At 51.5% G+C, this 25,787-nt stretch carries 31 protein-coding genes and 2 pseudogenes; 9 read left to right on the top strand and 24 right to left on the bottom strand.

Annotated elements, in window-relative coordinates; translation table 11 throughout:
- Nucleotides 1-31 precede the first annotated feature (31 nt).
- The 6 genes from fabD to E1757_RS12280 form a co-directional block, all read right to left on the bottom strand.
- Nucleotides 32-970 carry an ACP S-malonyltransferase gene (gene fabD, locus E1757_RS12255; RefSeq protein WP_133228195.1) on the bottom strand — a complete coding sequence of 313 codons (939 nt, stop codon included), beginning with the start codon at nucleotides 968-970 and terminating at the stop codon, nucleotides 32-34.
- A 38-nt stretch (nucleotides 971-1,008) separates the two neighbouring features.
- Nucleotides 1,009-1,995 carry a beta-ketoacyl-ACP synthase III gene (locus tag E1757_RS12260; protein WP_133228197.1) on the bottom strand — a complete coding sequence of 329 codons (987 nt, stop codon included), beginning with the start codon at nucleotides 1,993-1,995 and terminating at the stop codon, nucleotides 1,009-1,011.
- A gap of 3 nt (nucleotides 1,996-1,998) precedes the next feature.
- Nucleotides 1,999-3,003: a phosphate acyltransferase PlsX gene (gene plsX / locus E1757_RS12265; RefSeq protein ID WP_133228199.1), complete on the bottom strand. Its 1,005-nt coding sequence runs from the start codon at nucleotides 3,001-3,003 to the stop codon at nucleotides 1,999-2,001.
- Nucleotides 2,987-3,595, bottom strand: a complete 609-nt coding sequence (fapR, locus tag E1757_RS12270) for a transcription factor FapR (protein WP_133228201.1) — start codon at nucleotides 3,593-3,595, stop codon at nucleotides 2,987-2,989. The genes plsX and fapR overlap by 17 nt, the downstream gene beginning before the upstream one ends.
- 374 nt (nucleotides 3,596-3,969) lie before the next feature.
- On the bottom strand, nucleotides 3,970-4,143 hold the full coding sequence (gene rpmF, locus E1757_RS12275) for a 50S ribosomal protein L32 (protein ID WP_133228203.1): 174 nt from the start codon (nucleotides 4,141-4,143) through the stop codon (nucleotides 3,970-3,972).
- A gap of 41 nt (nucleotides 4,144-4,184) precedes the next feature.
- Nucleotides 4,185-4,715, bottom strand: coding sequence for a YceD family protein (locus E1757_RS12280; RefSeq protein WP_133228205.1), 531 nt, complete (start codon nucleotides 4,713-4,715; stop codon nucleotides 4,185-4,187).
- Nucleotides 4,716-4,881: 166 nt separating this feature from the next.
- On the opposite strand from E1757_RS12280, the gene E1757_RS12285 reads away from it, so the two are divergent.
- The gene (locus tag E1757_RS12285; protein ID WP_133228207.1) at nucleotides 4,882-6,126 is read left to right on the top strand and encodes a nucleotidyltransferase; all 1,245 of its coding nucleotides are present in this window, start codon (nucleotides 4,882-4,884) and stop codon (nucleotides 6,124-6,126) included.
- 244 nt (nucleotides 6,127-6,370) lie between these two features.
- On the opposite strand, the gene E1757_RS12290 is transcribed toward E1757_RS12285, so the two are convergent.
- Complete coding sequence (locus E1757_RS12290) at nucleotides 6,371-7,474, bottom strand: SepM family pheromone-processing serine protease (RefSeq protein ID WP_133228209.1); 1,104 nt, start codon at nucleotides 7,472-7,474, stop codon at nucleotides 6,371-6,373.
- A 135-nt stretch (nucleotides 7,475-7,609) separates the two neighbouring features.
- Here E1757_RS12290 and E1757_RS12295 point away from each other — a divergent pair, with 135 nt between their 5' ends.
- Nucleotides 7,610-8,923 carry a nucleoside recognition domain-containing protein gene (locus E1757_RS12295; protein WP_133228211.1) on the top strand — a complete coding sequence of 438 codons (1,314 nt, stop codon included), beginning with the start codon at nucleotides 7,610-7,612 and terminating at the stop codon, nucleotides 8,921-8,923.
- A 16-nt stretch (nucleotides 8,924-8,939) separates the two neighbouring features.
- On the opposite strand, the gene coaD is transcribed toward E1757_RS12295, so the two are convergent.
- Both coaD and rsmD read right to left on the bottom strand, forming a co-directional pair.
- Nucleotides 8,940-9,464 (bottom strand): pantetheine-phosphate adenylyltransferase, encoded by a 525-nt coding sequence (gene coaD, locus E1757_RS12300; protein ID WP_220446496.1) that lies wholly within the window; start codon nucleotides 9,462-9,464, stop codon nucleotides 8,940-8,942.
- A 106-nt stretch (nucleotides 9,465-9,570) separates the two neighbouring features.
- Nucleotides 9,571-10,122 carry a 16S rRNA (guanine(966)-N(2))-methyltransferase RsmD gene (gene rsmD, locus E1757_RS12305; protein ID WP_133228213.1) on the bottom strand — a complete coding sequence of 184 codons (552 nt, stop codon included), beginning with the start codon at nucleotides 10,120-10,122 and terminating at the stop codon, nucleotides 9,571-9,573.
- 858 nt (nucleotides 10,123-10,980) lie between these two features.
- Here rsmD and E1757_RS12310 point away from each other — a divergent pair.
- Nucleotides 10,981-11,442: an SRPBCC domain-containing protein gene (locus E1757_RS12310; RefSeq protein WP_133228215.1), complete on the top strand. Its 462-nt coding sequence runs from the start codon at nucleotides 10,981-10,983 to the stop codon at nucleotides 11,440-11,442.
- Nucleotides 11,439-11,837 (top strand): ArsR/SmtB family transcription factor, encoded by a 399-nt coding sequence (locus E1757_RS12315; RefSeq protein ID WP_181956631.1) that lies wholly within the window; start codon nucleotides 11,439-11,441, stop codon nucleotides 11,835-11,837. The genes E1757_RS12310 and E1757_RS12315 overlap by 4 nt, the downstream gene beginning before the upstream one ends.
- A gap of 301 nt (nucleotides 11,838-12,138) precedes the next feature.
- On the opposite strand, the gene E1757_RS12320 is transcribed toward E1757_RS12315, so the two are convergent.
- A complete protein-coding gene (locus E1757_RS12320) occupies nucleotides 12,139-12,483 on the bottom strand; it encodes a hypothetical protein (RefSeq protein ID WP_133228217.1) in 345 nt (114 codons plus the stop codon).
- Nucleotides 12,484-12,555: 72 nt separating this feature from the next.
- On the opposite strand from E1757_RS12320, the gene E1757_RS12325 reads away from it, so the two are divergent.
- The 3 genes from E1757_RS12325 to E1757_RS12335 all read left to right on the top strand — a co-directional run bounded on the left by E1757_RS12325 (nucleotide 12,556) and on the right by E1757_RS12335 (nucleotide 13,618).
- Entirely contained in the window at nucleotides 12,556-12,735 is a 180-nt protein-coding gene (locus E1757_RS12325) for a BRO-N domain-containing protein (protein WP_133228220.1), read from the top strand.
- Between the two features lie 251 nt (nucleotides 12,736-12,986).
- A complete protein-coding gene (locus tag E1757_RS12330) occupies nucleotides 12,987-13,169 on the top strand; it encodes a type II toxin-antitoxin system HicA family toxin (protein WP_133228222.1) in 183 nt (60 codons plus the stop codon).
- Nucleotides 13,170-13,195: 26 nt separating this feature from the next.
- Nucleotides 13,196-13,618 carry a type II toxin-antitoxin system HicB family antitoxin gene (locus E1757_RS12335; RefSeq protein ID WP_133228224.1) on the top strand — a complete coding sequence of 141 codons (423 nt, stop codon included), beginning with the start codon at nucleotides 13,196-13,198 and terminating at the stop codon, nucleotides 13,616-13,618.
- Between the two features lie 508 nt (nucleotides 13,619-14,126).
- Here the strand turns inward: E1757_RS12335 and E1757_RS12340 are convergent.
- The 5 genes and pseudogenes from E1757_RS12340 to E1757_RS12360 form a co-directional block, all read right to left on the bottom strand.
- Nucleotides 14,127-14,378 (bottom strand): hypothetical protein, encoded by a 252-nt coding sequence (locus E1757_RS12340; protein WP_133228226.1) that lies wholly within the window; start codon nucleotides 14,376-14,378, stop codon nucleotides 14,127-14,129.
- 412 nt (nucleotides 14,379-14,790) lie between these two features.
- On the bottom strand, nucleotides 14,791-14,964 hold the full coding sequence (locus tag E1757_RS37185; protein ID WP_133228228.1) for a zinc ribbon domain-containing protein: 174 nt from the start codon (nucleotides 14,962-14,964) through the stop codon (nucleotides 14,791-14,793).
- 13 nt (nucleotides 14,965-14,977) lie between these two features.
- Nucleotides 14,978-15,085: pseudogene (locus E1757_RS12350) on the bottom strand (helix-turn-helix domain-containing protein); the annotation flags it as partial.
- Nucleotides 15,082-15,198, bottom strand: a pseudogene (locus E1757_RS12355) (transposase); the annotation flags it as partial. The pseudogenes E1757_RS12355 and E1757_RS12350, both read right to left, overlap by 4 nt.
- A 165-nt stretch (nucleotides 15,199-15,363) precedes the next feature.
- A complete protein-coding gene (locus E1757_RS12360) occupies nucleotides 15,364-15,705 on the bottom strand; it encodes a YolD-like family protein (RefSeq protein WP_133228230.1) in 342 nt (113 codons plus the stop codon).
- A gap of 197 nt (nucleotides 15,706-15,902) precedes the next feature.
- Between E1757_RS12360 and E1757_RS12365 the strand changes: the two genes are divergently transcribed.
- Nucleotides 15,903-16,280: a PH domain-containing protein gene (locus E1757_RS12365; RefSeq protein WP_133228453.1), complete on the top strand. Its 378-nt coding sequence runs from the start codon at nucleotides 15,903-15,905 to the stop codon at nucleotides 16,278-16,280.
- Between the two features lie 84 nt (nucleotides 16,281-16,364).
- On the opposite strand, the gene E1757_RS12370 is transcribed toward E1757_RS12365, so the two are convergent.
- The 5 genes from E1757_RS12370 to E1757_RS12390 form a co-directional block, all read right to left on the bottom strand.
- Nucleotides 16,365-17,318 (bottom strand): PfkB family carbohydrate kinase, encoded by a 954-nt coding sequence (locus E1757_RS12370; RefSeq protein WP_133228232.1) that lies wholly within the window; start codon nucleotides 17,316-17,318, stop codon nucleotides 16,365-16,367.
- Between the two features lie 131 nt (nucleotides 17,319-17,449).
- Nucleotides 17,450-17,578 (bottom strand): phage holin family protein, encoded by a 129-nt coding sequence (locus tag E1757_RS12375; protein WP_133228235.1) that lies wholly within the window; start codon nucleotides 17,576-17,578, stop codon nucleotides 17,450-17,452.
- A 20-nt stretch (nucleotides 17,579-17,598) separates the two neighbouring features.
- Nucleotides 17,599-18,930: a TrkH family potassium uptake protein gene (locus E1757_RS12380; RefSeq protein ID WP_181956632.1), complete on the bottom strand. Its 1,332-nt coding sequence runs from the start codon at nucleotides 18,928-18,930 to the stop codon at nucleotides 17,599-17,601.
- 143 nt (nucleotides 18,931-19,073) lie between these two features.
- Complete coding sequence (locus tag E1757_RS12385) at nucleotides 19,074-19,685, bottom strand: nitroreductase family protein (RefSeq protein WP_133228237.1); 612 nt, start codon at nucleotides 19,683-19,685, stop codon at nucleotides 19,074-19,076.
- Nucleotides 19,686-19,946: 261 nt separating this feature from the next.
- Nucleotides 19,947-20,801 (bottom strand): ATP-dependent DNA ligase, encoded by an 855-nt coding sequence (locus E1757_RS12390; RefSeq protein ID WP_165972089.1) that lies wholly within the window; start codon nucleotides 20,799-20,801, stop codon nucleotides 19,947-19,949.
- A gap of 102 nt (nucleotides 20,802-20,903) precedes the next feature.
- On the opposite strand from E1757_RS12390, the gene E1757_RS12395 reads away from it, so the two are divergent.
- Entirely contained in the window at nucleotides 20,904-21,146 is a 243-nt protein-coding gene (locus E1757_RS12395) for an alpha/beta-type small acid-soluble spore protein (RefSeq protein ID WP_133228242.1), read from the top strand.
- Nucleotides 21,147-21,298: 152 nt separating this feature from the next.
- Here E1757_RS12395 and E1757_RS12400 read toward each other — a convergent pair whose 3' ends face one another.
- The 4 genes from E1757_RS12400 to E1757_RS12415 form a co-directional block, all read right to left on the bottom strand.
- Entirely contained in the window at nucleotides 21,299-23,680 is a 2,382-nt protein-coding gene (locus tag E1757_RS12400) for a YcdB/YcdC domain-containing protein (protein WP_133228244.1), read from the bottom strand.
- Nucleotides 23,681-23,815: 135 nt separating this feature from the next.
- Nucleotides 23,816-24,274, bottom strand: a complete 459-nt coding sequence (locus tag E1757_RS12405) for a carboxymuconolactone decarboxylase family protein (RefSeq protein WP_133228246.1) — start codon at nucleotides 24,272-24,274, stop codon at nucleotides 23,816-23,818.
- Between the two features lie 110 nt (nucleotides 24,275-24,384).
- On the bottom strand, nucleotides 24,385-25,254 hold the full coding sequence (locus tag E1757_RS12410) for an RNA polymerase sigma-70 factor (protein WP_133228248.1): 870 nt from the start codon (nucleotides 25,252-25,254) through the stop codon (nucleotides 24,385-24,387).
- Between the two features lie 68 nt (nucleotides 25,255-25,322).
- The gene (locus E1757_RS12415) at nucleotides 25,323-25,748 is read right to left on the bottom strand and encodes a DUF350 domain-containing protein (RefSeq protein ID WP_181956640.1); all 426 of its coding nucleotides are present in this window, start codon (nucleotides 25,746-25,748) and stop codon (nucleotides 25,323-25,325) included.
- Nucleotides 25,749-25,787 lie beyond the last annotated feature (39 nt).

The raw sequence follows: 25,787 nt of genomic DNA on the forward strand, positions 1-25,787 counted from the left end.
CTCCTCCCTTTATAACCAATGATGGATTCAATTAAACCGTAGGCTCAAGCTGAAATTGATCGATCGCTTCCTTGCTGTTTATGGAATACACTTTGACGGCGCGGTCGATTTTCTTGATGAGTCCGGCCAATACCGTGCCGGACCCGATCTCGACGAACGTATCGACGCCTTGTCCGATCAACCACGCGACGCTATCCTCCCAAAGCACGGAGGAATGCACCTGCTCCACGAGCAGGCTGCGGATTTCGTCGGGCTGCTGCACCGGCCGCGCGGTTACGTTCGCGACGACAGGCACCGTCGCTGTCCGCATCGGCAAATCCGAAAGCGCCGCAGCCAACCGCCCGGAAGCGGGCTTCATCAAGGAAGAATGAAAGGGACCGCTTACTTCGAGCGGGATGACCCGCTTCGCTCCGGCCTCTTTCCCGCGATCCGCCAAAGCCTGAACGCCCGCTTTGCTGCCGGAAACGACAATTTGGCCGGGACAGTTCAGATTCGCGAGCTCGACGATTCCCGCGCTGGCGCTGATGTCCGCGCACAGCGTCTGCAGCGCCTCGCGCTCCGCGCCGAGCACGGCCGCCATGGCGCCCTGCCCGCTCGGTACAGCCTGCTCCATAAATTCGCCCCGGGCGCGAACGGTCCGCACCGCATCCTCGAAGCCCAGAACGCCGGCGGCGACAAGCGCGCTGTATTCGCCCAGGCTGTGCCCGGCGACGTAATCGGGCTGAACGCCTTTCGCCTTAAACTGCTCCAAATAGGCGATGCTGGTTGCAAGTAAAGCAGGCTGCGTATTATACGTCAACTTCAGCTCCGCTTCCGGTCCTTCGAAGATGATCGAGGATAACGAGAATCTCAAAGCTTGATCCGCACGCTCGAACAGCTGTCTGGACGCCGGATCGGCATCATAAATATCCCGTCCCATGCCAACGGCTTGCGCCCCCTGGCCCGGGAATACAAATGCCACTTTTCCCATTGTAACCGCTCCTTTTTTTGAAAGCTTCCGCTGCGCGGTTACCAGACGATAACCGACGCTCCCCATGTCAAACCGCCGCCGAAGCCGACAAGCACGATGCAATCGCCTTCGTTCACGCGGCCTTCTTCCACGGCTTCCGCCAATGCGATCGGAATGGAAGCTGCCGACACGTTGCCGTATTTGTGCAGATTGATCATACATTTGTCTTCGCTCAGCTCAAGCCGGTTCAACGCCGATTGAATAATCCGGATGTTCGCCTGGTGCGGTACCAGCAGATCGATATCGCTTTTTTGCAAGCCGGCTTTGCGCAGCGCCTCCTCGGCCGCATTTCCCATAATGCGCACCGCGAACTTGAATACCTCGCTGCCCGCCATATAAATAAAATGCTGCTTGTTTTCCAGCGTTTGGGGCGATACCGGGCAGCGCGAGCCGCCGCCGGACACCTTCAGCAGCTCACCGCCGGAGCCGTCGGCTCCGAGCTCGAACGACTTGAAGCCGCGGCCTTCCGGAACTTCGCCCAGCACGACGGCGCCCGCTCCGTCGCCGAATAAAATGCATGTATTGCGGTCGGTATAATCCGTTATTTTCGACAAACATTCCGCGCCAACGACCAGAACATATTTATAAATACCCAAAGCGATAAAATTGGACGCGTTTGCCAACCCGTATATAAAGCCCGAGCATGCGGCGGACAAATCGAAAGCTGCCGCTTTTTTGGCGCCCAGCCGGTCCTGCAGCAAACAAGCCGTAGACGGAAACGCCATATCCGGCGTAATTGTAGCGACTACAATCAGGTCCAACTGCTCGGCCGTAATCCCGGCAGCCCGCAGCGCTTTGAGCGACGCTTCGTAGGCGAGATCCGACGAGGCCTGCTCCGGACTCGTCAGCCTGCGCTCGCGGATTCCGGTACGGGTTACGATCCATTCGTCGTTCGTCTCAACCATTTGCTCCAAATCTTTATTCGTCAAGACCCGATCGGGCACATATTTTCCTGTTCCGATAATGCCTACCGGCAGTAAGCTCATAGATTACAACTCTCTTCCGTTACTGATTTCCGTCGAAATACTTTTTACCAAGTCGTTTTGCACAGCAATCCGCGCCTGTCGAACCGCATTTTTTATCGCTTTCGCGTCGGACGAGCCGTGGCTTTTCAGCAGCAGCCCGTTAATGCCGAGCAGCGGCGCGGCGCCATGCTCCGAATAATCGAAGCTGTGGCGAAAACGGGTCAGGCCCGGCTTCAGCACCAGCGCGGCCAGCTTCGTTGCAAGATTGCGCATAAACTCCGTTTTCATCGCGGAAAAAATGACCGAGGCCGCGCCCTCAACCGATTTCAGCATAATGTTGCCGGCAAAGCCGTCGCACACAAGCACATCGCATGGCCCGCGCAGCACATCCCTGGACTCCACATTGCCGATAAAATGAATCGGCGCTTGCTCGAGCAGCGGAAAAGCGGCCTTCGTCAGTTCGTTGCCCTTCATTGCTTCGGTTCCTACGTTAAGCAGGCCCACACTCGGCTTTTCGATACCGTGTACTTTTTTTCTGTAAATGCTGCCCATGATCGCATACTGCAGCAGTTGTTCGGCCGTTGCATCCATGTTGGCACCCAAATCGAGCGCCAGCATCCCTTTCCCATCGATCGATGGAATCATGGGCGCCAGCGCCGGTCTTTCGATCCCTTTAATCCGGCCTACAACCAGCAGGCCCGTCGTCATTAATGCCCCGGTATTGCCCGCCGAAATCATGGCGTCCGCTTCTTGTTCGTGCACCATGCGCCCTGCGACAACCATGGATGCGTCCTTTTTGCGACGGACGGCCTTCACAGGCTCGTCGTCGGCTTCGATGATCTCGGCTGCGTGGCGAATTTCCAGATTAGCCGGCTTCGCCCCGGCCTGTGCGATAAGCGGTTCGATCCGCGATGCGTCCCCGATCAGGATGACCTTCGTGTCGCTCCATTCGCGCGCCGCTTCCAGCGCGCCGGCTACGACTACATCGGGAGCGTGGTCCCCGCCCATAGCATCAATCGCTATCCGCATCAGGCTCTCCTCCCTCTGTACGGTCTTTCGTTGAGTGATAAATGATGAAATTTCCTTGAAAAACCACTTCGTCGCCGACGTATGTGAATACTTCCACCTTGGCTTTGCCTTTTGAAATCGAGCGCACATACGCTTTGGCAATGCATTTCTCGCCGAGCTTCACCGGTCTTACAAACCGGATATCCGCCGCAGCCGTCAAAGCGATCTGATCGTTGATCAGGGCGACGGCCAATGAATTGGCCTGCGAAAAAATATGATGCCCGCGGGCAATTTTCGTTCTTGAAAAGACGTGCTCGTCCGCGATTTCAAACATCGAAATCCCGGACTTATCCAGCTGCAGATCAATGACGTCGCCGATAACCTCATGCAAAGGCAGCGAACGAACCTGGTCGTACGATTGTTCCGCCATCAGCTTTATTCGTTCGCGCAGCTCAGGGATGCCAAGCTCCAGCCGGTCCAACCGGATCGTTTGAATACTGACCTGAAACGTTCGCATCAAATCGTCATCCGTAATAAACGGATTTTCCTCGATGGCTTTGGCCAGCTGCTGCTGACGCTGACGTTTAGGAAGGCGTTCGATTTCAAACACCACCTTATCTACATTCTTTGTTTCTAAAGATACAAGTATCCGTTCATATGGGATATTACTATCTCTTATGACCAAGTAATAAGAGATAGTATAATGGATTGCCGTGGAAAAGGGAAGCAAAATAAATGTTTGCGGCCATACCCCGGACAAACGGTTCCGCCGTCTCCGGGGCGAGCGCGTTTGTCATGGTTGCGCGATGCTAAGTATATACTGTTATACTTTCTGTTCAACCCGGAACAAACGGTTCCGCCGTCTCCAAGATGAGCGCGTTTGTCAAGGTTGTGCAAAGCCGAGTATTATACTTATACTGTATATTCACCAAAAAAATAGTACCTCACCCAAGGATGAAGTACTATCGTTTTTTGATGCGTCCGCTATTATTGCTTGATAATTTCTCTTTTTTTGTACGAACCACACACTTTGCAAACGCGGTGAGCCAACTTCAATTCACCACAATTGTCACATTTTACCATACCTGGTACTTCCAATTTAAAGTGAGTACGGCGCTTGTCGCGGCGTGTTTTGGACGTTCTTCTTTGAGGTACTGCCATAGATCCCACCTCCTTCAACGAATTCATAGCTGGTACCCGAATTATGATTTAAAAAAATCGGCCAATCCGGCAAGCCTCGGATCCGTCTTGTCCTGCTTGCAGCCGCAAGCCTGCTCATTGCGGTTTTTGCCACATACCGGACACAGTCCCTGGCAATCTTCAACGCAGAGCGGGACGAACGGCAATGCGAGTACAACATTTTCAATGACATAGGGCAACAACTCTATCTTCTCATCCGTGACGTAATGGATGTCTTCATCTTCACGAGAAACATAGCCATCTTCATCTTCCGGCTTCGACCCATCTGCAGCACGCGCAAACGTTTCGTGAAAAGGAATGTCGAGCTTTTGCTTTACCGGAGTTAAACAACGCGAGCAAGGCTGCTCCGCTTCAATGTTCAATTCCCCGGTCACTTCAGCCGCTCCGTCATGATAGCGGGCCTGCAGCTTCACATGCAGCGGACCAAAGCCCAGCAAATCGTTACGTTGCTTGAAAACATCGGTCAAATCGACGACTTCATCAATATGTACCGTGTTAGCTTTCCGTGCCAACTCTTTCAAACGAATGATCATGGGTATCACTCCAAACAGACAAAGTTTATTATAGCTACATTCCTTATATTTTGTCAACATTTTCAGATCATGCTATAGTGAAAATTATTCCAGCTTATTATACGAAAAATGTACGCGCCCCTTCTTCCGGGCCGTCAATGACATTGGCAAAGCAAAGGAGCGTTCCATGAAAACCGTCGGCTTGATCGTCGAATACAATCCGTTGCATAACGGACATGAATATCATTACCGGCATTCGAAAAAAAGCTCGGGCGCCGATGCTTCGGTTGCCGTGATGAGCGGACATTTCCTGCAGCGCGGCGAGCCTGCGATCGTCGGCAAATGGGCCCGGGCCGAAATGGCGCTGCGCATGGGCGTCGATCTCGTGCTCGAGCTGCCCGTTGCCTACTCCGCGCAGCCGGCCGAATGGTTCGCCTACGGAGCGGTATCCGCGCTTGCGGCAACGGGCGTCGTCGACTGCCTGTGCTTCGGCAGCGAAAGCGGCGACATCGCTTGGCTCCATGCGGTCGCCGATGCCGTCAGCGAGGAACCGGGGGAGCTTCACGCCCTGCTGCAGCGGGAGCTGAAAACAGGGCTGCCGTACCCCGCCGCCTACGGTAAAGCGGTGGCGGCTTACTTGCCCGGGACCGACGCCGCCGAGCTGGCCAAGCCCAACAATACGCTCGGGCTGCATTATTTGATCGCGCTGCGCAGGCTGCAAAGCCGCATCGTCCCGCTTACCGTCACCCGCCAAAAGGCGGGTTACAGCCAGCAGGATATTACGGATGCGGCCATTGCCAGCGCTACGGCGCTGCGGCATATACTGTTCGAGCGGCAGGAGCTGGAAGCCATCGGCTCCTATGTGCCCGCGAGCACGATGGATGTACTGCGCCGCGAATGGGAGGCCGGGCGCGCGCCGGTCAGCTGGGAGCGCTATGCCAAGCCATTGCTGCTGCAGCTGCTCCATCGCAGCCCGGCCCAGCTGGCCGGCATCCACGAGGTGACCGAAGGGCTGGAGCACCGCATCAAGCAATCGCTCCCTCTTCTCACGGATGCCGGCGCCCCCGGTACGGTGGAACGGCTGATTGAGCTGCTCAAAACGAAGCGGTACACACGGACCAAGCTGCAGCGACTGCTGCTGCGGGTGCTGCTGGGCCATACGAAGGAGCAGCTGTCCGCGGAAGTGCTTCGCCAAGGCGTTCCTTACCTGCGAGTGCTCGGATTCAGCGCCAAAGGACGCGAACTGCTGAAGCGGATGAAAACTTCCGCCAGCGTCCCTGTCGTCACCAAAGTGACCGGCCAGGAGGAAAGCTTCCCGCTGTTAAAGCTGGATCTTCAGGCCACCTCCGTTTTCGCGCTGGGCTATTCGTCCGCTTCCGGTCGCGAGCTGTACCGCGATTATTACGAGCCGCCGGTCCAGGTTGAACGATAGGCCCAGGCAGGCCGATTCGTTAATCGGCAGATTCGGATCGCCAGCATGCGGTGTTTCAACCCGGATCGACCCCCGGGCAAAGGTACGATGTCACATATGCATTCCGCCATTGTGCTATGCTGTCGACCCGGCATCGGTCCGATCAGCTCGGGACGAGCCATTCGCTCCGACCCGTCAGCGGTCCGATCAGCTCGCCGCCGTCCACGCAATTATCGGCGGTCCGATCCCTCGGCTTCCCAATGAATCAGCTTGCCGCCTGCTTGGGCGGCATCGTTTTTAAATATTGCAGCGCATCGTTCATCGTGGCGACGGGTACGATTTTCATCGAAGTCTTAATATCTTTGGCCCGCTTCACTGCATCGGAATAATTCGGGATTTTATCCCCTGTCGGAGCGACGTAATCTTTGGGCGCGAAGAACAGCTCCGCTCCCGCCTTATCCGCGGCGATGATTTTATGCTGAATTCCGCCGATGACGCCAACGACGCCTTTCTCGTCGATCGTTCCGGTGCCCGCGATTTTATAGCCCTTTGTAATATCCTCGGCGCTCAGCCGGTTCACAATCTCCAGCGAAAACATGAGACCTGCCGAAGGCCCGCCGATTTCGCCCGCTTTAATCGTAACCTGCTTATCCTCGACATCCGATTTGACGCTTTGCACATTGGCCGGCACGATGCCTAGCCCGGCCCGCCGATCCTCCTCCTTGACGGGAGCCGCGCCATTATCGGCCGGGAGGAGCGCCAGCTTAACTTGTGCGGTCCGCACAATATTTTTGCGTTTGTAGGCAACGGTTACGGTATCGCCTGCCTTTTTGCCCTTGAGCAGCTTTTGCAGCTCCTCATTTTGACGGATCCGCATATCATCCACCTTGACAATGTAATCGCCCGCTTTCAGCACGCCGGCTGCCGGAAAATCTTTGAATACCTGCACGACCACAACGCCGTCGCTGCTGATGTGATAAGGAATGCCAAGCTCATCATAAGCCGCCTGAATTGCGCTGGACTGCGAAGTCAGCATGCTGACTTCCTGACGCTGCGTATACTCCTGCTCCGATTCATTGTCGCGAAGCAGTTCCTTTTTTCGGCGCAGCTCGTCGTACGGGCGAACAAACGAGAGCAAGTAGCTGAATACCGAGGCATCGCTCACCCTCACGGTCGTGAGCATGAAAGCCCCCTGTTTTTCCGGTGCGCTCTGCTTTACCTGCACCATAGGCTGAATGACCTCGGCTGTACCGGCTGAAAAAATAAACAGAGGCAGCGGCATAAAATATACGGTATACACCAACGCAATTGCAATAAATACGGATAAGACAATCCTTGAAGCGCGCTTCAATTCTCTCGCTTCTCCCATATGTATATTTCCCCCTCAACCGCTGGAGCCGCAGGTCGGCATGCGGTCGGACCGGCAAGGCCCGTTCCATTGTCTGGTCTAAACTATTCGGACAAAGCGTAAACATGTACCATCCTGTCATTCGGAGTTGGTCCCATGTTTCGCTTGAGAACGATTTCTTCGCAGCAAGCAAGCACCTTGATTTTAGGATGCTTGGCCCTGCTGCTGGTCATTAGTATTATAGTATTCCCCGATCAGGCCTTCCAATCATCTTTAAAAGGATTGTCAGTTTGGTGGAAGCTTGTTTTTCCCGCACTGCTGCCGTTTCTGATCATGACGGAAATCGCGCGAGGCACGGGTGTTTTGCACGGCTTGGGCGCGTTGCTGGAGCCTTTGCTGCGGCTGCTGTTCCGGCTGCCCGGCGTCGGCGGTTGGGCGGTCGCCCTAGGCTTGACGGCAGGCAACCCGGCCGGAGCTATTGCTGTCGGCGGACTTCGACGCGACAAACTGATTACCCGGGATGAAGCCGAACGGCTGCTCACGCTGAGCCATTTGCTCAGCCCTGTCTTTTTAATTACCGTTGTCGGCGTCGGTTTCCTGCAAAATGCAAAGACCGGTCTGGCGCTCACCCTGCTGCATTACGGCTCCGCGATCGTATTGGCGCTCCTGCAGCGTTTCACCCACGTTCGTACGGTGGCCGAGCCTGAGGTAGTCGCCAACCGGCGCGCCGAAGCGAGGTCGCTGCCTTCGTCGGCAGGACTATTCGGCAAGTGCATTGCTGCATGGCGCAACGCCCACGCCGCAGACGGACGCACCTTCGGCAAGCTGCTCGGAGATTCCGTCAGCCGCTCCATCCAGCAGTTGATGACTGTCGGAGGATTTATGATGATCTTCTCCGTACTGATTCAAGCCGTTTCATTGAGCCCCGTTATTCCCTACGTCAGCCGGCTGTCAGCCGTTCTGGGTCTTGGCTCAGCCGCCGATGCGGAGCAGCTGTTGTCCTCCGTGCTGCCCGGACTGTTCGAGGCGCATCTCGGCGCTTACGCAATGGGACAAAGCCAGCTGCTCACCGGCTCATGGCCTTATGCCTTATTGAGCGCCTTGTTCGCTTGGGGCGGTCTGTCTACTCACGCCCAGGTCAAAAGCTTCATCCTGGGCACCGATATCCGTTATGCCGTCTTTTTGCGCAGCCGGCTGCTCCATGCGGCCGCTGCCTTCGTCTCGACAGGCTTGCTATGGCAGCCACTGAACGGTTGGCTTGCACGGTCCGAGGCGCCGGCCTACTTGCCCGCACAAGCTTTGCCTGCTCCCGCAGCCGGCGGCTGGAGCCTCGGCGGCGTCAATCTGTGGTCCTTGACCGGCCCGACACTGCTGTCATTCGGCTTCATTATGCTTCTTATGCTCTGCTTATCCGTCCTGGCGGCTGCCGTTGTGATGAAGCGGCACTTATCTCCGCCGGCACAACGCTAGCTCAATGAATGAGGCTTTATGCAAGACCCGGACTATATTTGCGCTGCAGCGCCTTTTCCACCTCAATCGGCACCAAATCGCTCACAGGGCCGTGAAAACGGGCGACCTCCTTGACGATGCTGGAGCTGAGATAGGAATATTTCGGCGTCGACGTCATGAAAAAGGTTTCAATGTTTTCATCAAGCTTCTGATTGGTCGAAGCCATCTGCAATTCGTATTCAAAATCCGAAACAGCCCGCAAGCCGCGCACAATCAAGTGCGCGTTTTTATTTTTCATATAATTGATGAGCAGATCGCGAAAGCTGTCGATCTCCACATTGGGCAAATCGCTCGTCACCTGCCGCAGCAATTCCGTTCGTTCTTCCACGGAAAACAGCGGATTTTTGCTTGTATTGTTCAAAACGGCAACAACCAGCTTGTCGAAAACCTTGGCTGAACGGCGAATAATGTCCACATGTCCGTTCGTGACAGGATCAAAGCTCCCCGGGTAAACCGCAATCTTCATTCCGAAATGTTCTTTAGTCGTCGCTTCATTCGTCATGTGTACCAACTCTCCCTTTGCATGGCCTATCCAATCTAAAAAACGTCCGGCAGCTTACCGCTCGGGGCAGATGCGTTCCCCGCGGCAAATAATACCGGATTCCAGCTTATGTATTTTTGTAAATCGTAACTGCCGTATCCCCGTATTCCGCCCGTCGTATCCACTGCAGCCGGCCGATCGGCTCCCGATACACATCGTCGGTATCATGCTCCAGCACGATTGTAGCATCCGGGCTCAGCAAATCAGCCTCGTCCAGTTGCTCGACCAGACTTTGCACCACCTTTAACCTATAAGGCGGATCCAAAAAAACGAGATCGAATTTCGCCGCCCGTTTCGTTAACGCCTTAATCGCGCGAAGCGCATCGTTGCGGTAAAGCTCCGCCCGCTCCGCAAAGCCCGCAGCCTGCAAATTTTGTCGGATCGTCTCGATGCTCTTCTTGTCGATATCCGTTAAGACCGCGCGCTCCATTCCTCTGCTCAATGCTTCTATGCTTAACCCGCCGGTGCCGGCGAATAAATCGAGCACATGCCCTCCGTCGAAATAAGGGCCGATCATGCTAAAAATCGCCTCCTTCACCTTATCGGTCGTCGGACGCGTCCCAATGCCGGGTACAGCCTTCAGCGGCCTTCCCTTGGCAGTGCCTGAAATGACTCTCATGCGTTTCACCTTCTACTGGATAGTGATACTATCGTACCATAAACAGAAAGTTTTGCACAAAACTTTGTCGCCTCCATGTATACTTTTACAGAAATGTGATCATCCTTGTAGTATCGACATCCGAAAATGTCGTAGACAACCGCGGAGAAGACTTACGTTCCCCATAAGTTCTTCGTCCGGTTTCTCCTCTCCCATGAAGGGGCCCCGAAAGGGGCCCCGATTTATTTTACCCTAAATTCCCTTATATGACGTGGTTTTTACGACGTTATCTTTCGTCCAATTTTTCGTGATTTCAGCTATTGTGCACCGATTGTGAACCAAATTCATAGCCCGAGTCCGAACTCTCGAGACCAGTCCGGCCCTCCCAAACGAAAGAGGGCAGCCTGCTTGTCAGGTATTGGGTGTTTATAAACGGCACTGAGGAAAATTGTCGTTCCACTATTGATTTGATTTTCATAAGATGTGATCAGGGTTACCCTTCAAATGACCTTTTCCCTCTTTATTCCCTCTGAGTAGACGGTTGCATTCATTGAGCCGTCTATTTGGCATCCTGATCAAAACAAAAAGGGTATTCGGATTTTGTGGTGGAATAAACAAGAGCCTTAAATTAAGGAGTTGTATAAATGTTCATTACGATGAATGTTAATACCTTTTTCGAAGGGATTCTCCTTTAACAAACCCATATGATAGCAATAGAAGCTGAGGACAAATCTACTTAATTTTGTTTGATAACCCCCGGAGGATCCAGGCGACAACATGTTGCGCAAGTATATACTTGCGCGTGATCCGCTGATGTGGTATGCTTCAAATGCGCAAGTATATACTTGCACGTTTAGAACTCAAGAAGGAGTGATACAAATGACAGTAGATCGCATTGAGAAAGACATTCGTGTCGCTGCATCGGTAGAGCAGGTATGGGCAGTGATTACCGAACGCAAGCACATGGAGGAGTGGCTTTCCCGTGGTTTCATAGTGAAAGAACTCGATCTGCGCCCGGGAGGGCTGCTCCTGCTTAACCAGGAATCCAAAAACGCTACGCTACTTGCCCGTATAGTTACGGTAGACCCGCCGCATGTTTTTTCCTATCGATGGGCGGAAGCTTACCCGGGGGCCGAACCGACGGAAGAAAACTCTACTTTGGTCGAGTTCCGCCTCACCAGAGACGGAGATGCTACCGTATTGCAGGTTACAGAAAGCGGATACGCGAACTTGGCCATTCCGGCGGGACGGGAGTACGTCGGTTTCGAATCTCACTCCCGAGGTTGGCCTGTTTTCCTCGATGAGATTCGCACTCGCACCGAGGAGCTCGCCTTGAAGTGAGTGGTAACACCGAGGATCTACCGGCAGAAGTCGTCCTGGGTGCCTTGGCAGATACCACTCGCCGACAAATCCTCAACCGGTTGGCAAGGATCGGCGAGGCGACGGCGACGACGCTGGCCGCCGAGATGTCAGTAACTCGACAGGCCGTAGTGCAACATCTCTCTATACTTGAAACCGCCTGCTTGGTGAAAGGTCAGCGTATCGGACGGGAGCGACGTTTCGTCGTGTGTCCGCAGCGGCTGACCGAAACAGCTCGATGGATGGATAGCTTGGCCGCCCAATGGGATTCACGGCTCGGAGCGATCAAACGTATTGCGGAGCAAGCACACCTAGAGGGTGTGGGACCACCAGGGCAACAAACGGCAACCGAACAGGAAGAGACAGACGATTCGTAGTCCACTGAGGTACTTTCACGAAATTGTTGGTACAGGATCGGAGCGACGGTTGTGTGCTTAGTGGCACCGACGTCGCTCTGATGTTAACACAATAGGTATATGTTATAACACATAACTGTCCAATAACGACATTACTGGTGTCGTCATAAAACTGTATATTTATGCGAAAATGAATTATAGCAGTATTTCTTATTCCACCACAAAATCAGAAGACCCAACAAAAAAAGCCCTCGATCCCAAAGGAAAGAGGGCTTTTGAAATTCCAAGTGCTTGGTAATTTGCTAAGAAAAATTTACCTGACCTATTCCCGCGATAATCCCGCAGCATCCCGCAGGCTGTTTGCTAAGATGGGTTGCCAATCGCGCAGTTGCATCCATGCGTCTGCGTCGCTGGCGCGACCCTCCTGCTCCGCCTTCTTTCGCTCCGATTCGAATCTCTCCCAGTGTGGTTTGAGATACGAGTCAATAATATTGGTCGCCAAATCCGCGCTAAGCGCCGGAGCCGTTGGTTTAATTGCCATGTTGATCATCCACCCTCCCGCATCGCCGTTGGACTCGCAATGGTCGATGCGATGCCCGTTTTCGGGGACGTCATTTTTGAATTGATAAATGCTGTTATGCTCGTAAACTGCGCCGCCGCGGCGCATAGGTTTGCATCAGCTTGGTGGATACGCCGCGCTCTTGCATCTCTTTGACTACGCTACCATCACTCAGTACGGATGATCGAGAAAGAAGCGGAGACCTGGTTTGTCCTGAAAGATGTTTGCGATGTGTTGGAATTAAGCAACCCGCGCATGGTTAAAGATCGGTTGAGCGATGATGTAAGTTCAACTTACCCCATCCCCGACACTCTCGGCAGGATGCAAGAGACAACCATCATCAACGAAGATGGCCTGTAAGACGTCATCCTTGATACTACGCCTGCTGAAACAAGGCTACTTATTTCCGAACATCAAACACGCCATCGCCAAAGGAGAAAGTGAAACTCTTGTCAAATGACGAATCTATTGATCCGATTTTCCAACGAAGGCAGCCAGTTCGCCGGTTCCCCCTCTCACGTATTGATACGTATATATTGTACGTGTTTTAAATTGACACGTGCTATTCATACGTGTTATAATAAGGACAGAAAGGAGATGATAAATACGAAATGACTTCCCGAGAAATGATCAAACTAATAGAAGACGACGGTTGGCGACTAGTCGCTGTAGTGGGAAGTCATCACCAGTTCAAACATCCAACCAAACCGGGAAAGGTAACAATCCCTCACCCGAAGAAAGACCTCGCAACCAAGACAATCAAGAACATACTCAAACAGGCAGGACTCCGATAAGGAGCCCGCCAAAAGGAGGAACATAGATGGCAAAATATATTTACCCGGCAGTCTTTGACCCGAACGAGAACGGAGGATTTACCGTCACGTTCCCCGACCTTCCCGGCTGCATCACGGAAGGCGACGACATGGACGATGCCTTACGGATGGCATCGGAAGCGCTGGCCCTTCATCTGTATGGGATGGAACGCGATGGCGATCTGATTCCATCCCCTTCGAAACCGGCCGACATCCAATTCACCGAAGATGCGGACGCGAACGCCTTTGTTTCATTGGTTCAAGCTCGGACAGAGCCGATTCGTGATGAGCTACAGAATCGAGCCGTCAAGAAGACGCTCACCATCCCACAATGGCTGAACGAAGAAGCTGAATCAGCCGGTATTAACTTTTCCCAACTGTTACAGTATGCTTTAAAAGAAAAGCTCGGCATCATTGAAAAGCGGCCCTGACCGGCCGCTTTTCCACTTGTTATGCATTCAACGTCTTTCTAGCATCACATAGATATGATAATGCTGGCCGCCTCGGCAACCAACCAAAGCGGCCAGTATGTTGTTAGGCATACTATTCATAGAATTCTCTATCACGTTCGGGAACGTTGCAGAGCTCCCGATAAATTAACTCCGAAAAGCTTTGTAGTATGCCGAGTAATCGTCTGCAATCTCCCAAGTCAACGACTATAGCGTTAATGTAGTCTGAGAAGTAAACCCCTGAATTTTGAATATGCTCAAAATCGCTATTTTTATCTGTTGAACTATCTTGATGGACGAGCATATTTCTCACCTTATTCCAACTAAATACCTTATCGTATAACTTCATATCACATTCTTTCAACTTTAGAGCTAGTAATTTATCCAAATATGTTACTGCATTAACGAATTCACCTTTAGTGTTTATCAAGTCGAGGCCAATACCGGTTCCAATGCCGCGTTGGACAACTATGCATAATAGCTTTAAGCTTTATTCGAAATCCCCAAATATCCCGGTAATCAGACCCCTGCTTAAATTCGAAATAACTTCAGATTTTGAAACATTATACCCAGGCAAATTTTCAGAATAGTCACCAAGAGTAAAGTTCCTAGCTGAGTAACCCTCACCATTGAAATGACTGCTCCAATATTCAATTAGCGCCAAGTTTTTTCCAACAAATGAGAAGAATTCATCTTTGAAGTTTTCAATTGATGAGAAGTATTCATCTTTGTCGTAGTACACTTTTAAGTCCCCTTTCAATGCAGATGTACAAAGAAAAAGCACCGGTTAAGGTGCTTAGAGGCTATGTCTTTTCCGAGTTTATATATATAGCAGGCCTATAATCGTTATCGTCTGTCGCACTCCCGGAAATCGTTAATGAGTTCGATTCCACAACTTCCGGCGTATTATCCACTTTCAGAGAAGGGCCGCCGATTTGGTATGTAATTTGTTTGTTTACGGTTGATGATTCGCTATTAAGCTTTGCAATGATACTAATTTCATAGGAACCTTCTTTATCCAGCTTATACCCTTCTGTGACATACTCCCACCACCTACGCTAACGCTTAGAGGTGGGGGCTTCTTGGGACGTACCAGCTAACGCCAGCATAATGACCAAGCTATCCCCGGTTGCCCAACGGTTCTCTATAACTGACTAAGCTATACCAAGCATTCGGCAACCTTCATTTTGGATATTGATCGCAGCATTGATATCTCGATCCAACACAGCACCGCAACAACAGTTCCAAACCCTGGCTGACAATGCCAGTTCGCTTTGGACTGTTTGACAAAAGCGACAAAGTTTACTGGATGGAAACCATCTATCCATGACGACTAATGACTTTCACAAGCATTTGATTATAGACAAATCGTACACAGCCAAAGGTTTTATTAATGAGAATTTCCTGTTCCGTACTGGGATAGATACGATATTTGAATGCTTTGTTCATATCTTCTCACCTTGACTTTCGATATAACGTCTCACCACTTCAATCGGCGCACCGCCTGTTGTTAGCAGACAGAAGCTTCTCGACCAGAAATATTCTTTCCATAGAGATTTTCTGAACGATATAGAATTTATAAAATTTTCAGCGAAGCTGAACAAATTCTATATCACAAGAGAAACTTCCGCTAAATCGCGGTCGCTCATCCATGAATAGACTTCGGTAGAAGTTTTTCTTATGATGGAATATTCTTTCTTGATCAGACATGATGATGCGCTTTTAAATTATTCTACCCGAATCACGTCGTCAAATTGAAAAACTTCCCATGCAGCGCCTTTCTCCACCTTGATCAGGTTGTAACGCGGATCAAAAGCCGTTACGATTCCGGCAACCTGCCGGTCCTCGTGTTCCCTGAACAAGGTGACAGTGACAGGCAGAGCCTTGGATCGGGATGCTTTTAATTTGCCGAACAGCTCTTGCTGCTGCGCTTCCGTCAGCACCGGCTTCATTCTATTCGTCTGCCGCTTTACCGGGTCTGTGGTATCGCTGCGCTCCGGCCGCATCATGACGGGTGATTCCCGTGAGCTGTTCTTTTCGGGCTCCTTATATAATGCTTTACGATTCATACTGGCAACCGCCTCCACAATAATACGAACTTATGTTCCTATTTTATACGAACGACCTCATATTATGCAAGAGAAGATTTTCATGCTTCAAACGAATTGCAGTTATCGCCAAAACAGGGCTGCTGTAGTAGAATAAAGCCGAATGGAACATGCAAGCAAATACTCCAGCCGATGGGGAAAAATCACGGGGGATGGCAATGGGACTTTTTGATGCGATAATGGGCAACGCCTCTGAGGTAAAAATCGAAGAGGTTCAAGCGGAATTTTCGAACTTATTAGGAGATTCGGAAAGAATAGAACGGGCCTACAAGCTAATTCGCGATTTATTTATTTTTACGAACAAACGACTTATTTTGGTGGATAAGCAAGGAATTACAGGCAAGAAAATTGAATATCACTCCTACCCTTACAAAAGTATCTCTCATTTCAGTATTGAAACGGCGGGACATTTCGATCTGGATGCGGAATTGAAGATATGGACTTCAGGAAGCTCGACTCCGGTCCAAAAGCAGTTCAACAGACAGCTGAACATTTACGAAATTCAAAAGATACTTTCCGAATACATTTTAAAATAAATACGGAAAACAAAGCAGCCCAAGAATCGTCTTGGACTGCTTTTTTAGGCGTGTTTTCGCTGCTTACCGTACTAAAATGATGAATTATGGCTTAACCAGCAGCGTTTGAAAATAATCGTCCTGCTTGAATTTGCGGTTCAGCTCAGGACAGTTGCTTTGCTGCGATTCGATCGTCCAGCCCGCAACCTTGGTGCCGCATACAACGGCTTCCTTCAGCGGCAAGCCCCTGACAAGCCCCATAACCGTTCCGGAAAAATAAGCGTCGCCCGCGCCGCTCGAATCAACCAATTGTACAGGCATGACCGGTTGATAGCCGGATTCCTTCGTTCTGCGGTCATAATAAATCGAGCCCTTCTCGCCTAATGTAATCACCATCGAACGCAGTCCGTTGGCATCGACGTACGCGATTAAATGCTGCAGCATCGCATCCTGCCCCAAGTCGGCAAACGGCTTGCCCAGCAAGCGCCCGGCTTCGATCTCATTGCAGATGAAACATTCAAGCTGGCGCAGCAGCGACGGATTGCCCAGGATGACGTCCAGATTGCCCGGAATGCCGTACACCGGCTTGTTATGCTCGGCGGCCAGCTCGACAATGCTTTTGGAAATGCGCTCGTTCAGATCCAGCTCCAGCACGATATGCGACGATTGGCTGACCATATGGGAGCCGGAAGTCTGAATAATTCGCTCCAGCTCGGTCAGCCGCGGCATTTGCGATATGGAGCCTGCCAGATTGCCGGCCTGATCCAAAACCGCGAGCCACATTCCCATCCCCTGCTCGGCCTTGCCGATATAAGCGGTATGCAGTTTCAAAGCGGCCAGCCGCTGAATAATTTCGTCGCCGAGCCCGGTATTGTCCACCGTGGACACAAACGAAGTATTCAGCTCGAGATTGGCCAAATTTTCAGCTACGTTGCGGCCGACGCCTCCGTGAACAAATTGGATCGTGCCCAGATTTCTGCCGGCAGGCACGTACTGATTGTGAGAAAAGCCTTTGCAATCGACAAACACGGTACCGATAACGGTTACAAACGATGACATGAATGAAAATTCCCCTTAACAAAATAATAGTTTCTTCTATTATTATATTTGAATTCGGGGAGAAAAAGAAACTATATGTTTACATCTCCTTAAAAAATGTATCTCGTTTCATTTGCCGTCGCTTTTTTCCTTCAGCTGCTCCAAAAATTTTTGATTTGCGGTGGAAGCGGTACGCCGATAACGCCCAAATTTTCAATGACGGACAGCTCTTCCCGTCCCGAGTAAAAATAAAGCGCCAACGTGCGAAAAACCGGCCTCATTCGGAACGCATTTACCAAACTTAACCGATAATAATTTTTCCTTCCGGATAGCGGAACAGCTCTTTTTTCTGCTTCGGCTGAACGGCGAACGCCAGTGTCAATAAGCCGATCCGGCCGACAAACATAAGAATGATGATGATGATTTTTCCAGAAAACGTTAAATCCTCGGTCAAACCCATGCTTAACCCGACCGTTCCGAATGCGGAGGCTATTTCAAACAAGATCATGAGCAAGTCCTGCCTTTGAATGACGGATAACAGCATCGTAAAGCCGACAACGATAAAAACGGAAATAACCGTCAACGTCACAGCCTTATAAATGTCCTTTTCCGGCAGACGATGGCGAAACATGACGACCTGCTCCTTGCCGCGGATCATCGAAAAGAGCGCCCCGACCAGTACCGCAAAGGTCGTCAGCTTGATTCCGCCTCCAGTCGAGCCGGGCGCTGCGCCGATAAACATCATAATAATCATAAGAAACTGGGTCGCTTCGCGCAAACTGCCGATATCGACGGTGTTGATTCCTGCGGAGCGCAAGGTGATCGCCTGGAACAAGGATGCCAATATTTGAGTCGTCCAGTGCTCCCCGCCCAGCGTACGCATATTCGTATATTCAAAAACAAATATACAAACCGCGCTGATCAGCGTCAGGATGGCTGTCGTCGCCAGCACCACTTTGGTGTGGATAGACAGTCTTTTCGTCTTGGGATAATCGAGCAAATCCGAAATGACGATAAAGCCGATTCCGCCTAGCAAAATAAGCAGCATCGATACCAGATTGATAAACGTATCGCCCACAAAGGGCGAGAAACCGCCTACCAGCTCAAAGCCTGCATTGTTAAATATGGAAACCGAATGAAATACGGCAAAATAAAGCGCGCGGCCCAAGGGCATTTCCTGCGCCCAACGGATCGTATACAGGATGGTTGCCACTCCTTCGATCGTGATCGAATAAAGAAGCACCTTCCTGATCAGCCGTACAATTCCTTCCATCGTGGTCTGGTTTAACGTTTCCGAAAGAATAAGCCTGTCGCTCAACGAAACCTGTTTTTTCAAAGCCAGAGCAAACCAGGTGGCGACGGTCATAAATCCGACTCCGCCGGCTTGTACCAGCACAAGTAAAATGATTTGCCCGAAAATGGAAAAATGCATTCCCGTATTGACAACGGTTAATCCGGTAACGCAGGTTGCCGATGTCGCCGTAAACAGAGCGTCGATAAACGACAGCCGTATCCCGGCCTGCACGGAAATCGGAAGCATCAATAACAGGGTGCCGATCCCGATAATGAGCGCGAAACCGCCTGCCAAAACGCGCGAAGGGGTCAGCTTAATAAATTTAGATAAAAACCGCAATCTGTACACCTCATTTATGTAGTTAGACCGCTTCTCATTTTACCATATTAGGCCGTTCCGTCCTAACCTTTGATGCCTAACTTTCCATTCCGGAAAGAAAAAACTGCCGGATTGTTCCGGCAGCCTTAAAGGTTCGCAGCTTTTTATTTTACTTTCCCTTCAAAAATCACTTCCGACAACGGACGCCGGCCATTCGGCACCTCGCGTTCCCTCAATCCTTCCGGCAGCAGTGACTTTTCCCCCATATAACCGAGAGCGATAACGGCATGCAGTTCAAACTGCTCCGGCACATTTAACAGCTGGCGCGCTTTTTCCCGGTCGAATCCGCCCATTGCGTGCGTCACCAGGCCAAGCAAGGTTGCCTGCAATGCTAGCATTCCCCAGGCAGTGCCGGCATCAAAGGAATGAGCCCCGTTCGGATCGCCGTTCGGTCTCAGTTTGTCGGAAGCGACAAGTACAAGAACAGGCGCCGATGACGCCCAGCTCAAATTGAATTCGCTTATAAACTGATGGAACACGCTGAGCTGCTCCTCCGTTCTGGCAACAAAAAACCGCCAAGGCTGGTCGTTAAACGACGATGGAGCCCAATGCGCCGCTTCAAGAACGGAGTATACATCCTGATCGCTCACTTTGCGGTTGGAATAAGCGCGCGGCGACCAACGATTCAAAAAAAGCGGACTGACCGGATATTCGGAACCGCGGTTTCCCTGAACCTCCCGCGAAATTTCGCTTACAACTGTTGTCGTAGTACTCATTATAAATACCGCCTTCCTAATCGTAATAAACTTATTTTAAAGTAGCATATATCCTTTTAATTGGCAACCCGCCGTTTGAAGCTCGCTGGCCTGTCCGTTTTGAAGCTGATACTATTTTTCACTTAACAAGAAGCCCCGTATACATCTATAAACTGCCAGCAGCGCAAGCTTTCAAACTCGCATAAAAGCTAAAAAACTTCCCGACGCGCTGACGGCAGCCGGGAAGCTCGCGATTTGTCATATGGAAATGGGATGATTGCATTACATAATATTAACCAATGCCGGTTCTCTCAGCATCCCGTGACGGGTAAACCCGCGGTACATTACGTTCGCTTTAATTCCGGGCTTTAAGTATACAAAGCGGTCGCTCTCGAACCAAATCTTTTTTTTGCTTTTGGATAACAGGATTCGCTCCTGCTTCGGACTTACTTGCTGCTTCAGCATTCCGGCAGGCCGCATAACGCCGTCAACCTTCGTTTGCAACAGCCATCCGAATTCATGCTTGCAGTAGCCGGCGAGCTCAACCTCCGTATACCGGCGGTTCAAAACGCTGATCCAGTCATGCGAGCTGCGGGAAACATACAGACTGTCTTTGCGCTTCGCCACAATTCCTTCCAGCGATTGCTCTACGGCTGTACGAAACAGCTCTTCGCCATTGTTCTCGACTTGCGGCACAAGACGAAACCGATCGTTAGGAACCAGCAGCGACTCCAATATGGAACGCCGTTTCACCAGCGGCAAATTTCGCAAATCTCTGCCCTTATAATATAAAATATCCCATACCGCAACATGCACCGGCCTTTGGCTGGCATAGGAGCGGATTTTCGTTTTCTGAGTCAAGCGGAGACGTTCCATCACCAGTTCATAATCCATGCTGCCTGTATCGGGGTTCATACAGCAGACTTCGCCATCCAGCACGACATCGTCTTGAAGCGGCACCTGTAACAGCTCGGGATACTGTTTCGTACAATCTTGCCGGCCGTGCGTAAACAGCCGCGTTTCTTTCGCGATAACCGACAGTATAATCCGGTGCCCGTCAAGTTTAGGTTCGAAAACAAAAGCCGGGTCTGAAAATGGCTCGTCTTTGGAATCCAGCAGCATCGGAGCAATAAACATATGCATCACCCCCTTCATTGTAACATGGACTTCTTCATGAATAATTAGGGAAAACATGGGGATGCTATGACTACTTTCAAATATAACCAGGAGGTACTTAAGATGGCAAATCAACAATCCAGATCCAGCAGCAATCAATTAATGGTTCAACAGGCAGCTTCTGCAATGGAGCGGCTGAAATACGAGGTTGCGCAGGAACTGGGCATACAAATTCCGCAGGACGGCTACTACGGTTATATGGCAACCCGCGATACCGGCGCCATTGGCGGCCATATGGTTCGGCGGCTCGTGCAAATTGCGGAGCAGCAGCTCAGCGGCGGCTCCGGCCTCAACCGTATGTCCTGATTTTCCGAGGCTACCCGTTAACTGCCGGGAAAGCTGCCGTTTACAACCTAGGATAAACGGATCCGCCGTCCATATCTACTTTCGATTCAACGAAGAAAAAAGGGTTGGCCTCTTCTGGGGACCAACCCTTTAATTATGCGAAGCTATGATGTTTAATAACGCATCGGCGTATCCTGAAGCTCCGATCGTACCTGCAAAAACTTGTAAAAGGCCGTTGCCGCTTGAGCGCGTGTCACCTGCTCCTTCGGATTGAATTTACCGCCTTCGAGCGGCATAATAGACAAAGCATTGACCAGGGCGATCGAGCCTTTGGTGGACTCATCTCCCAAATCGGTAGCGTTCGCCGCAAAGAGGCCGTCAACCTGTACCAGCTTCCGGTAACCAAGCGCCCTGACGATCAGATCGGCCAGCTCCGACTTGCTTAGCGTTGCATCCGGTTTGAAGCTGTCGGAAGAGCGTTCAATCAAGTTAAGATCGAGCGCATTCTCGACGTAGGCAAAATATTTGGAATCTTTCGCAACGTCGCTGAAGCTTGCCGCGCGTTCGGCATATGCGCCCGCCGACATCGGGGAATAGCCGCCATTGACGGAAGCGATCAGCATTTTGACCATTTCTCCCCGTGTAATTAAGCCGTCCGGCTGCGTTTTGCCGTCGACGACGTCGAGCGCCTGATAATCCACCATCAGCTTTAATGCCTGCTCGGCCCAATGGCCTTCAATATCGGTAGGCGCGATATACTCCTTGACAATCTCGCCGGTATCTCTGCTCTTCCATTCCGCCGATACGGCGTCTAAAAAGACGGGATTTTGAAACTGGGATTTCGGCTTCAAGTTATAGACCAGCTTCGTTTCAGGTTTAGGCGCATCTTGACCGGGCTTGATTTCGCCGGCCGCAACCATGACATTATATTTTTCAATCGGGATGCCGTAAGGGATTGCTCCCGCCCCGTTTTTCGAAATAAGCACGTACTGCTGCTCGATATCGAACTGGGACAGCAGAGCCTGCTTCGCTTTATCCTCGGAAATGACCTGCGGCTTCTCCGACGGGTAAGGATAGGAAGTAAGATTGCTGTAATAGTCTTGTATATCGCCGGTTTTGCGATCCAGGTTGATCGATACGGATTCGTAATCGGTTTGGATGCCGTTGACAATACGCCGGAAGTTGAACGGATGCGTCGGCATCATTTGCATTTTGACGGCCGGTATGTCGGCCATTTGCTCAAGATACAGCTCATGCGCATACATCGGCAGCAGCTTCTGCACCGCGGCGATCGCCTTTTCCTTCAATTGATCGTAACCGAGCTTGCCGCTGTCATCGGTTTGACCCGCTCCGGCCTGAGCCGGCCGATAATCGTATTTGGAGTAGCGCAGCACGGCACCCGTATTGGCGTCGACAGCAGCATGAATCATCGGACCATCCTTGTCGCCGCTTGCAGACCAGCTGAGATCCCACTGAATCGACGTTTGGCCGGTCCGCGGATCGTGATTTTCCTGATAGGACGCATTCGCCAGCTTGGCATCCGCCGGAAGAGCGAGCAGCTTAACCGCCTTTTCCGCGGCCTGCTCCTTCGTGAGCTTAAGCGGCTCCTTCGGCTTCTCCGCGAGCGGTTTGTCGCTAGCCGGTACGTTAGGAGAGCGCGAGCTTCTCGGCTCCCCGTTAAAAAGCAGCGCCTCGCCGCTTACGGCATCGACCATAAACGTCTCCATCTGGTACGAGACGAGCAAATCCGTCTTTCCGGTTACCGAATAAGGAATCACATACTGCAGACGGGGCTCGGCCAGCTTCAGAAACTGCTCCTTGGCTTGCTCCGCATTGATCGGATTCGACGCTTTTTCGAAGGTCAGGTTCGGATCCCACTGCATATTGTAGGATATAATACGTCCGTCCTCATCGACGGTCACGGACAAGGCGTTGGCCGGAAACGGCACTCCGTTCACAACCCGTACATATTGCAGCGGGTACTGCACCGAGCCGGTAAGCGGCTTGCGGGACCATTGCGCGGTATCGTAGTAAGCCAGTTCATTCTTAATATCCGGATTCATCTTTGCGATAAAATCGAGTGCAATTCGTTTAGCTTGCTCCTGATCGGTTTTGGGCGGATAGACCGGTTTCTTGTCCGGATTGTTCTCGTTGATGTAAAAGGACTGCAATTTCCCCGTATCGGCATCTACGGATACGTGGATGCTGCCGTAATACCGCTTCTGATCCTGCTTGTTGAACGACATGCTCCATACGCCGCGCCCGCTGCCGTAGCCGTAGCCGATGACGGACGATTGATACCCGACGCCCTGCAGCACATAATCGTCCGGAACGTGAACATACTGCTTGGCTAACTCAATCGCCCGTTCCCGGTTAATTTTCGTATCGACGGGCGCTTCTTCCCCGCCAATAGCCTGAGCCGGATCAATGGCAGGTTGTACAGACGTGACAGCCGCGGCATCCATGATTTCCGGTTTCATTGCGGATACCGGCAGCGCGGAGCCTAACAGCATCACGCCGGCGATTCCGGCAATCCCTATTTTTCTTATCACCATAAGACGACCTCTCCCCAAGGATGATTTTGTCAATCATGGAATATAACGTTGAACAATTGGAAAAGGTTGCAGGCTGCTTGCGTCAAAATAAGAAAAAATCCCGTCCGGCAAGCGAACGGGAACGAGCGGTTTGATTTAACGTTTTGCAGGCTCGTACGAGCCGGGTACCACACCGGTAGAAATAGCTATCCGGTTCCAGCAGTTAATCGTATTAATCGCCATAATCAATGTTACGAATTGGGATTCGTTGAAATGGAGAAGCACCTTGTCATATACGTCCTGCGGCAATCCTGCATCGGCTATGCGGGTTACGGCTTCCGTCAGTTCCAACGCGGCGCGCTCGGCCTCGGTATAAAACGGAGCTTCCCGCCATGCGCTCAGCAAATAAATGCGCTGCTCCGACTCGCCCATCGCCCGCAGGTCTTTCGTATGCATATCAAGGCAAAATGCGCAGCCGTTCAGCTGCGAAGCTCTGATCTTGATCAGCTCGTATAAAGTAGCGTCAATTCCGCTGCTTTTCATATAAGCTTCCAGCTTGAGCATCGCCTGCAAAGCTTCCGGGTTGGCCGAGCGGTAATTCATTCGTTCTTTCATCGTAGTTTCCTCCGTTTGCGGCTTATTTTCGACTTACAACAATAAGACCGGTAACGGACCGATTTTGTGACAAATGAAATTAAAAAGTTTCGGAAAGCCGGAACGAGGGATCAGGCTTGCGGAGCGCGCGTTAGTTTATCCGGATTCAAAATAAAATATACAGCTTGTATACCCGGCTGGCGAGGATCGTTCCCGAAGCACACCGCTTTATGCAGATGGCCGTCGCGATACAGCAGCAGTCCCGGCTCGCCATTGATGTCAACCGGACGCAGCTCGTCCTCCATCGCCGCCTTTTTATGCAGCCCCTCCAAAAAAGCCCGAATTCGTTCCCGGCCGAATATCGGAAAGATCGCGGCTCTTCGTTTGCCTCCCCCGTCGCTGGTCAATACGGCCTCATCCGTCAGCAGTTGAATAAACGGAGCGAAGTCGCCCGTTCTCGATGCCTGCATAAAGCTTCGGACCACTGTCTCTTTATTTCCCGGCTCTGCGGGAGGAGGCGTTTGCGGATTAATTTTGGGCAGCACCCGGCTGTAAATTTTACGGCAGTTCGCCTCCGACTTATCGACGGTAGCGGCAATTTCCTTATAACTGTAGCCGAGAACCTCTTTCAGCAAAAAGACGGCGCGCTCGAGAGGAGCGAACTGCTGCATCAACACTAGCAGCGCATAGGATACCGATTCCTCAAGCACGATCCGCTCCTCCGGATTGTCCCCGTTTTCCCGGATATCCGGTTCAGGCAGCCAAGGCCCGGTATAAACTTCCCTCCGCTTATGCGACGAGCTCAGCTCGTTCAAGCATCGGTTCGTCGTCATTTTGACCAGGTACGCCTTTACATTATCGACCGTCTCCGTTTGAACCCGCTGCATGGATACGAACACATCCTGCACCATGTCCTCCGCATCGGACAGCGAGCCGAGCATACGGTAGGCGATCGAAATGAGCAGCGGCTTGTATTCCGTATACATCGTTTCCAATTCCATGTACGCTGCCTCTCCTTCAATGTGTCTCACATTTAATGGGGAGCGCTTTTTCGCATCCCGGCTTCGCTTCAATAACTGATCAATGAGGCCATGAGGATGCCGGTCACCAAACTTAATATGAACGAAAATTGGCCTACCGCCACGTTGCCATTCGGAATTTCCTTAACAACCTTGAACGGAGTCAGCAGCTCGAACAAGTAAAACACAATAATTTGAAACGCAATGCCTACCAGTCCCCACACGATCAAATCGAGCAATCCGACGGAGTGGTAGACGGCCGAAGCAAGCACCAGCGTCTGCCCGAGCATTTTACCGCCCAGGTCAAAAGCCGCCGCGCGGGCTGCCCCCGTTTTGACCGGATCATCCACCTGGCCCCCTTCCCGGATCAGTTGAAATTCGCTGTACGGCGTTGTAAAAATAAAAAACACGATGCCAACGCCAAGCAGCGGCACGGTTACAACCAAATAAATTAAAAAGTTGACAATCGAACTCATTTGCGCCACCTTATTTCCTCCCACTATATCAGTATGCCG

Origin of the sequence: Paenibacillus piri, assembly GCF_004354045.1 — a bacterium.
Classification (GTDB): domain Bacteria; phylum Bacillota; class Bacilli; order Paenibacillales; family NBRC-103111; genus Paenibacillus_S; species Paenibacillus_S piri.